This is a genomic window from Paenibacillus sp. O199, assembly GCF_001636635.1.
In the GTDB taxonomy this organism is placed as follows: domain Bacteria; phylum Bacillota; class Bacilli; order Paenibacillales; family Paenibacillaceae; genus Paenibacillus; species Paenibacillus marchantiae.
Genome location: NZ_LGRP01000003.1, coordinates 473,234 through 480,483, shown reverse-complemented (window position 1 = coordinate 480,483; position 7,250 = coordinate 473,234). Strand labels below are relative to the sequence as shown.

7 protein-coding genes are annotated in these 7,250 nt (G+C 47.7%); all 7 read left to right on the top strand.

The window, feature by feature from the left end:
- Positions 1–807, top strand: an 807-nt coding sequence (locus tag A6049_RS34355) for a collagen-like domain-containing protein (protein ID WP_145921907.1), incomplete at its 5' end; no start/stop codon positions are given.
- A 327-nt stretch (positions 808–1,134) separates the two neighbouring features.
- Entirely contained in the window at positions 1,135–1,527 is a 393-nt protein-coding gene (locus A6049_RS07100; RefSeq protein WP_063563955.1) for a DUF2500 domain-containing protein, read from the top strand.
- A 183-nt stretch (positions 1,528–1,710) separates the two neighbouring features.
- Positions 1,711–2,460 (top strand): SDR family NAD(P)-dependent oxidoreductase, encoded by a 750-nt coding sequence (locus A6049_RS07095; RefSeq protein ID WP_063563954.1) that lies wholly within the window; start codon positions 1,711–1,713, stop codon positions 2,458–2,460.
- 204 nt (positions 2,461–2,664) lie between these two features.
- Complete coding sequence (locus A6049_RS07090; RefSeq protein WP_240321326.1) at positions 2,665–4,350, top strand: hypothetical protein; 1,686 nt, start codon at positions 2,665–2,667, stop codon at positions 4,348–4,350.
- 160 nt (positions 4,351–4,510) lie between these two features.
- Complete coding sequence (locus tag A6049_RS07085; protein WP_063563952.1) at positions 4,511–4,933, top strand: cell wall hydrolase; 423 nt, start codon at positions 4,511–4,513, stop codon at positions 4,931–4,933.
- Between the two features lie 18 nt (positions 4,934–4,951).
- Positions 4,952–5,443, top strand: a complete 492-nt coding sequence (gene gerQ, locus A6049_RS07080) for a spore coat protein GerQ (RefSeq protein WP_063563951.1) — start codon at positions 4,952–4,954, stop codon at positions 5,441–5,443.
- A 215-nt stretch (positions 5,444–5,658) separates the two neighbouring features.
- Positions 5,659–7,230 carry a sigma-70 family RNA polymerase sigma factor gene (locus A6049_RS07075; protein ID WP_063563950.1) on the top strand — a complete coding sequence of 524 codons (1,572 nt, stop codon included), beginning with the start codon at positions 5,659–5,661 and terminating at the stop codon, positions 7,228–7,230.
- Positions 7,231–7,250 lie beyond the last annotated feature (20 nt).

Here is a 7,250-nt window from a genome sequence, read left to right as displayed (position 1 = left end):
GGGCTGGCTGGTCCAGCCGGACCGATGGGCGGGCAGGGTATTCCTGGGGAACAAGGACTTGTGGGTCCACAAGGACCTCAGGGTGTGCCGGGCCCAGCTGGCGCTATTGGACCGCAAGGCTTTCCCGGTGCGACTGGGGCCACGGGCGCAGCTGGTGTTGCAGGTCCAGCAGGTGCCACGGGAGCCACGGGTGTTGCAGGATTGGCGGGTCCAGCGGGGCCTACCGGAGTGACAGGCGCAGCTGGAGTGGCAGGTCCAGCGGGTGCCACGGGAGCCACGGGAGCTGCAGGATTGGCAGGTCCAGCGGGTGCCACCGGAGCCACGGGAGTAGCTGGTGTAGCTGGACCAACGGGTGTTACTGGAGCTACAGGTGCAGTCGGAGGCGTTCTGGGATTTGCTGATTTCTTTGCGCTGATGCCTCCAGACAATGCTGCAACGGTTGCTCCGGGCACGGATGTAAGTTTTCCGCAAGATGGACCTACAAGCGGGACTACAATTACTCGTACAGGACCGAGTACATTTAATTTGGCTGCGATCGGTACGTATCTGGTTTTGTTTCAGGGGAGTATGAATGAAGCTGGGCAACTTATGTTAACACTCAATGGTGCTGACCTCTCCAGTTCCGTAGTGGGGCGGGCAACAGGCACAAGTCAGATGCCAGGAATGGCTATCGTGCAAACAACAGTAATTAATACAATACTCACTGTACGCAATCCAGCTGGAGAATCAACGGCATTAACCATGACTCCGCTCGCAGGAGGAACTAGGCCAGTTTCGGCACATCTGGTTATTACTCAATTAGCATAGAGAGGGGGTAGGGTACCTCAACTGGGATAACGTTCATTCATCAAGGCGCTATCCCAGTTGGTGCCAAGGTTTTCAAAAAAGATCGATTGTATCCATAATAGTTAGAAGCAACGATGCTCCAAAGTATTGATGAGTGGAAAGAAACGACTCTGGGTGCAGATTACAAAACATAATGTATTACATTAAACGTTGAGAATAGTGCTCATTTTCCCTTCGACATTTTGGATTTGAATACGAATAACAAGTTCCCTGTTAACGTGCATATATATTACAGAAGACGGGTCAAGACTCCGGCTGTCCTAGGTTTGATGAACGGAGGGGAGAGACATGGGCATTGAATCATCCTGGATGTTTGATTTTTTTGGAACCGTCTTTCCGGTAGTATTTGTCCTGATTATAGGTATCGTTCTTCTGTCGTTAGGGAAAGAAGTATGGAGATGGGGTCGTAATAACTCAGAGCCTCTACTTACCGTACCTTCACGTATTACCAGCAGGAGAATGCAGATGAGTCAGTCGCACTCCGAACCAGGAAGTACAGCCCGTACGCTTTATTACATCACATTTGAAGTGGAGAGCGGGGATCGTCTCGAATTCAAAGTGAATGGTGATGAGTACGGCTTGTGCGCCGAGGGAGATGAAGGTCGACTCTCTTTCAAGGGAACGCGTTATGTAGGCTTTGAACGCTACAATCGTTTGTATTCAGAGCGTGTACGCGGATAAACCGGCTGGCTTGCGCCATAGTGGCGTAAGCTTTTTTTAATTTCTTTTATGGACAAGCGTTTCTTAATGGGGCTAACGTGTTTTTATATAAGAAGAGACTTTATTCAATTTATGGTCCATATTCGGTGAGTTGATGTAGGCTTATGTAATGAATGGACCATCCCAATAGAGGAGGAAATGATGATGTCATTTACAGATCAAGTCGTGGTTGTAACGGGAGCAGCCCAAGGAATCGGACGAAGTGTAGCTGAGGCCTATGCGGTTGCAGGGGCTAAAGTCGTACTTGCCGACTATCAGGAAGCGGAAGGGGCTGCTGCGGCAGCTTCGATTCGCAATGAAGGCGGAGAAGCCATCTTTGTCCAGTGTGATGTACGTCAAGAGAAGGATATAACAAACCTCATTCAAACGACAATGGATGAATTCAAACAGATTGATGTGCTCATAAACAATGCGGGTGTCTCCAGATGGAAGTCTCCCTATGACCTAACGTTGGAAGAGTGGGACGATATACTCAATACCAATGTGCGAAGTTGCTTTCTCGCAAGCCGTGAAGCGGCCAAACATATGAAGCACAACGAAAATGGTGGAGCAATTGTGAACATGGCCTCAACACGTGCGTTGATGTCAGAGCCGGAAACAGAGGCCTATGCTGCGTCCAAGGGAGCTATCGTGGCGTTGACACATGCGATGGCTGTATCCTTGGGTAAAGACAAAATTCGGGTCAATTGTATCAGTCCGGGATGGATTGAGACAGGAAATGTGGAGAAATTGAAGCCAGAGGACCATGAACAGCACCCGGCAGGACGTGTAGGTGTTCCTTCGGATATCTCCCGCGCTTGTTTATATTTGTCCGATCCGAGCAATACCTTTGTCACAGGGACCAACCTGATTATTGACGGGGGCATGACCCGAAAAATGATATATGAGGACTAGTACCGGGATTTCTCCGGTCAATTGTAAACTTTTGAAAACATAGCAGAAATAAGCCCAAGTTAAGCACTTGGGCTTATTTGTTTTTGGTAACTCGGTTGCTATAATAAATGTGATTTTACCACAGTACAGGAATGGAGGGAGAATATGTTCGGGAACTCATCCCGGAAAGTGTTTTGGCTATTAATGCTGATTGGAGGGATTATAATGACAGGCTTTGAATCTACTGCTGAGGCTGACGCAGATATAAGAGCAGCCTGGGTATGGCAGGCCAAGTCTGTCAGTGATGGAGGAAACGAGCTGCTGGACAATGCAGCTAAACATAAGATTAACAGACTGTATGTGAATGTGGATATGAATCTGTCAGAGGATGTCTATCATACGTTTATATCCAAAGCCAGCAAGGCTAGAATTGCGGTTGAAGCTCTGGGTGGAGATCCGTCATGGGCAGTGAGTGGTCGTGAAGGTCCAATGCTCAAACTGGCGTCCTGGGTAAGTAATTATAACCTCGCTGCAAAGCCGGAAGAGCGATTTGACGCCCTTCACCTGGATATCAAACCTTATGTACTGCCACAGTGGAAAGAAGATGCTAAGCCGCTGGTCCAATCCTGGGTTGTCAATATGAAGCTCTTGCTGGAACAGGTGAAACAGGCTGGGGCGGTTGAAGTGAATGTTGACTTGCCGTTTTGGCTGGATTCTTACACGGTGACAGGTAGCAGAACCACTGACGATGCGGATAACGAGTCGTTGTCACACTGGTTTATTGGACAATTTGATCATATTACGCTGCTCGCTTACCGTGACAGCGCGCAAGGAAACAATGGAATTATACGTTTGGTAGAACAGGAAATGATATGGGCTGACGCCAGAAATGGTTCTATTACCGTTGGGGTAAATACCAAGCCTATGCCTGGGGAAGAGTTCACGACGTTTGCCGGAAAAGGCGCTGCGCAATTGGAGAGTGTCATAAAGGAAGTGGCGTCTGCATTCACAGATCATGCTTCCTACGCAGGTTCAGCTGTGCATGACATCGTGTACTGGGGGCAGCTGGAGCCAGAGGAAGTACCATTACCGGAGAATCCATCCAATCAACCGGAAATCCGGGGAACCTATATCTGGCAGGCTTCTCAAGTTACGAATGACGGTGGAGATCACATTCTGGAGTTCGCCAAAGAGCAAAACATCAATTGGTTATACGTCCGGCTTGATTTGGATCAACCGTACTCCAGTTATCGCAGTTTTGTGAAACGCGCACAGGCTCAAGGTATTGAGGTTCATGCCATGGGCGGCCATCCAATCTGGGGTAAAAAGGAAAATCGGCCACGGATACAGCGCTTGATCGATTATGTGAAAAATTATAACGCCGAATCTGAACCGGATGAACGTTTTAAGGGAATCCATCTCGATATTGAACCATACACCTTACCTGAATGGGAAAATGATCGGGATACGCTGCTGACCGAATGGGCTGCCAATATTGCTTATTTCCATGAAGAGACGAAAAAGGACAGCGATCTCGAAACGAGTGCCGATCTGGCCGTTTGGCTAGATACGTTCCCGTTACCAGGAAGAGACATGTCTGTCAGTGAATACATGATCACAACGCTGGATCACATATCTCTGATGGCATTCCGTAACATCGCTGAAGGCTCCAATGGAATTGCCGACGTCGTCAGTCAGGAAATGAAAATTGCGGATCGTTTGGGTAAACCACTGTTGATCTCGGTGGAGATGAAAGAGAATTTTGAAGGTAGACATATTTCATTTTATGATAAGGGAGCAGCGGAAATGGAACGCCAGCTGGCACTGCTTCCCGATCTGTTAAGCGAATATAAAGCCTACAAAGGCAATATCGTACATGCTTACGATTACTGGATTCAAGCCAAGCCCTGAGTAGGCAGGTTATATAGGAAATGTTATGTCTCGGGACTTCACATAGGGTGAGGTTCCGGGCTTTTTTTTATGAGAAAAAGATAAAATCGTGTCACCGAATGGGCATCTGCACAATACGATATACGGTGATGAAGAGGTTCAACAAGGGAGGAAACAGGATATGGCTGTTATTAAAGCCAACTCGGAAGACGTCAAGCTGCTCGCTAGACTGATGAGAGCGGAGGCTGAAGGTGACGGCGAACAAGGCATGCTGCTTGTAGGCAATGTGGGTGTAAACCGGGTGCTCGGCGATTGCTTGGATTTCGGTGATATTCGGGACATTAATCGAATGGTGTTTCAGAACCCGGGTGGCTTCGAATCAACGCAAAAAGGATATTTCTACCAACGGGCAAGACAATCGGAAATACGCTTGGCACAGCGTGTCATTAATGGTGAACGCTTCTGGCCAGCCAGCAACTCCCTGTGGTTTTTCCGTCCGGTGGGAGAATGTCCGCCAACCTGGTATGACCAGCAAAATACAGGCCGCTTCAAGGCGCATTGTTTCTTCAGTCCGACAGGCGAAGACTGTCCAACCGTATATTAAATTTTGGGAGGAATCATTATGATTAACCAGCCTTATCAACCAACACAGGTTATGGGCCAACAGGCCAATTCGCAAGTCCAAGGAACATCATATAAAATCGGTAACGGGATGCCGATGATGTCCCCAACACCAGGCATGGTTTCACCTAGCTCCACAGGCGTACCTCCGCTCGTATCAAGCGGTGCTCCAATGACACCTACGGGTGGAGTTGTAACCACAACTGCGCCACAGTTTGAACAATCCTACATCGAAAATATTTTACGGCTTAACCTGGGTAAATGTGGAACATTCTACATGACATACGAAGGTAACAAAGAATGGAATGCCCGCATTTTCCAAGGCATTCTGGAAGCCGCTGGTCGTGACCATATCATCATCAGTGACCCGAACAGCGGAAAACGGATCATGCTTCTGATGGTCAATTTCGACTACGCTACATTCGATGAGCCGTTGTTGTATCAATATCCAGGTGTGATCGGAAACTATCCGCAACAACCGAGCAGACGTTAATCTGTAGGAAAAAAAGAACATAATATAATACGGCCATACAGAGGCTGTCTCGATTGCGGATGTTATTCCGCAAACGGGGCAGCTTTTCCTATATGATGATAAAGAGCATAATCAAATAGAAAATTAAACATAAGCAGAAGTAACCTTTTTCTCAAATCAGGGCACTTAAAGATAAATACATCAAGCAGCAAGCGCACAGGAAGGAGCAAAACATATTGAAGATATGGATCGATGGAGCAATCAAGGGCGAAGCCGAGGCATATGAACAGCTGGTGACGCAATTTCGCGGGATGGCACTGGCTGTAGCCTATCAAAAATTAGGGGATACATTCCTGGCCGAAGATGTAGTACAAGAGGCGTTCACGGAGGCCTTTGCGAATTTGTCCAAACTGGACAGCCCTGATGCTTTTCCCGGGTGGTTCAAAGTCATCGTGGAGAGACAGTGTTACCGTCTAATGAGGCGTAAGCAGCATGGCACCGTCCCGGTCCTGGAGATTCAGGATGTTATTCAAGAAGAGGATCAGACTCATAACCCTGAAGAACAGGCTTTGAAAGGAGAGGTGCATCGTCTCCTGCGAGATTCGATTTCCATTTTGCCAACTTCCATGCAGCTTGCTGTTGAACTGTTTTATTTTCAGGGCTACTCGCTCAAGGAAATGTCGGAATTCCTCGGGGTTAATGTTCCGGCTCTAAAGAAACGGTTGTATGATGCCAGATCCAGGCTCAGACGTTCATTGCCTGTGGCGGATGTGATTTCAGTATTTAGTGATCTATACGAAGGAGGAAAAGGGATGCTTCACATTATGAATGGTGACCATGCAGCAGATCGATTAAGACAAAGCGGGATTCAAGGTGAAATTCTGGTCTGGCGAGAGCTCTATACATTTGGACCGATAACAAGAAATATGAGGAATGAGAAAGATCGAAGTGGACGTGCACAATATTTGGAGCAGCACTTGGGTATCCCACAGACTGAATATTTGAAAATTAAGGAACTTGAGCAGACGCTTAAGTCATTCCATCAGCACGAAGAGATCGTCCTGTGGTTTGAGTATGACCTCTATGATCAGGCGATGTTATCGTATTTGCTGCACTATTTCAAGGAACAGGACCTGAAAAATACAAAGCTGAATCTGTTATGCATCGATGCCTATCCAGATATTGAACATTTTCGGGGACTTGGGCAACTTACACCCTCACAGATCGGACGTTTATCAGGTACCTGGCACGTGATGCGGGCAGAGGAAATCCGGGCTGGCAGCGAGTTTTGGGGTGCGTATGCATCCTCTGACATTCAGGATCACAAGGACTACTTGCTGAAAAATACATCGGTGCTCCCTTTTGCACATGCTGCATTCAAGGCCCACCTGTCCCGTCTGCCTTCTGTATCGAACGGACTGGGCATAATTGAGCAATCCACACTGGAGGCCGTAAGAGAGGGCGTGGATAGCCCTTATCCATTATTCAAGCATGTTGGAGATCAACTGCATATCTTGGGAATGGGTGATCTGGAGTACTGGGCTCATCTGAAGAGAATGACGGAGCAACCTCATGCTTTACTTCAATTAAGCGGTGTACAAGCTTTTCCTAACTTCCAGCAGCATCATGATGAATTCCGTCACGGTGTCTTGTCTTTGACCAAACTCGGTATTCAGGTGCTGAATGGAGAAGCAGATTGGGCACTATTAAGACATGATACATCTTGGATTGGCGGTCTTCAGATCGGCAAAGGGGAAGACACGCCGTGGCGCTGGGACACCGTTAATGGGAACGTAGTGATCCTATAGAGAATGAGTTGGCATCAGAA

What these genes read in the sequence shown, in the direction of transcription:
- A6049_RS07100 (WP_063563955.1), top strand. Translation starts at nt 1,135, where the DNA reads ATGGGCATTGAATCATCCTGGATGTTTGATTTTTTTGGAACCGTCTTT.
- A6049_RS07095 (WP_063563954.1), top strand. Translation starts at nt 1,711, where the DNA reads ATGTCATTTACAGATCAAGTCGTGGTTGTAACGGGAGCAGCCCAAGGA.
- A6049_RS07090 (WP_240321326.1), top strand. Translation starts at nt 2,665, where the DNA reads ATGACAGGCTTTGAATCTACTGCTGAGGCTGACGCAGATATAAGAGCA.
- A6049_RS07085 (WP_063563952.1), top strand. Translation starts at nt 4,511, where the DNA reads ATGGCTGTTATTAAAGCCAACTCGGAAGACGTCAAGCTGCTCGCTAGA.
- gerQ (WP_063563951.1), top strand. Translation starts at nt 4,952, where the DNA reads ATGATTAACCAGCCTTATCAACCAACACAGGTTATGGGCCAACAGGCC.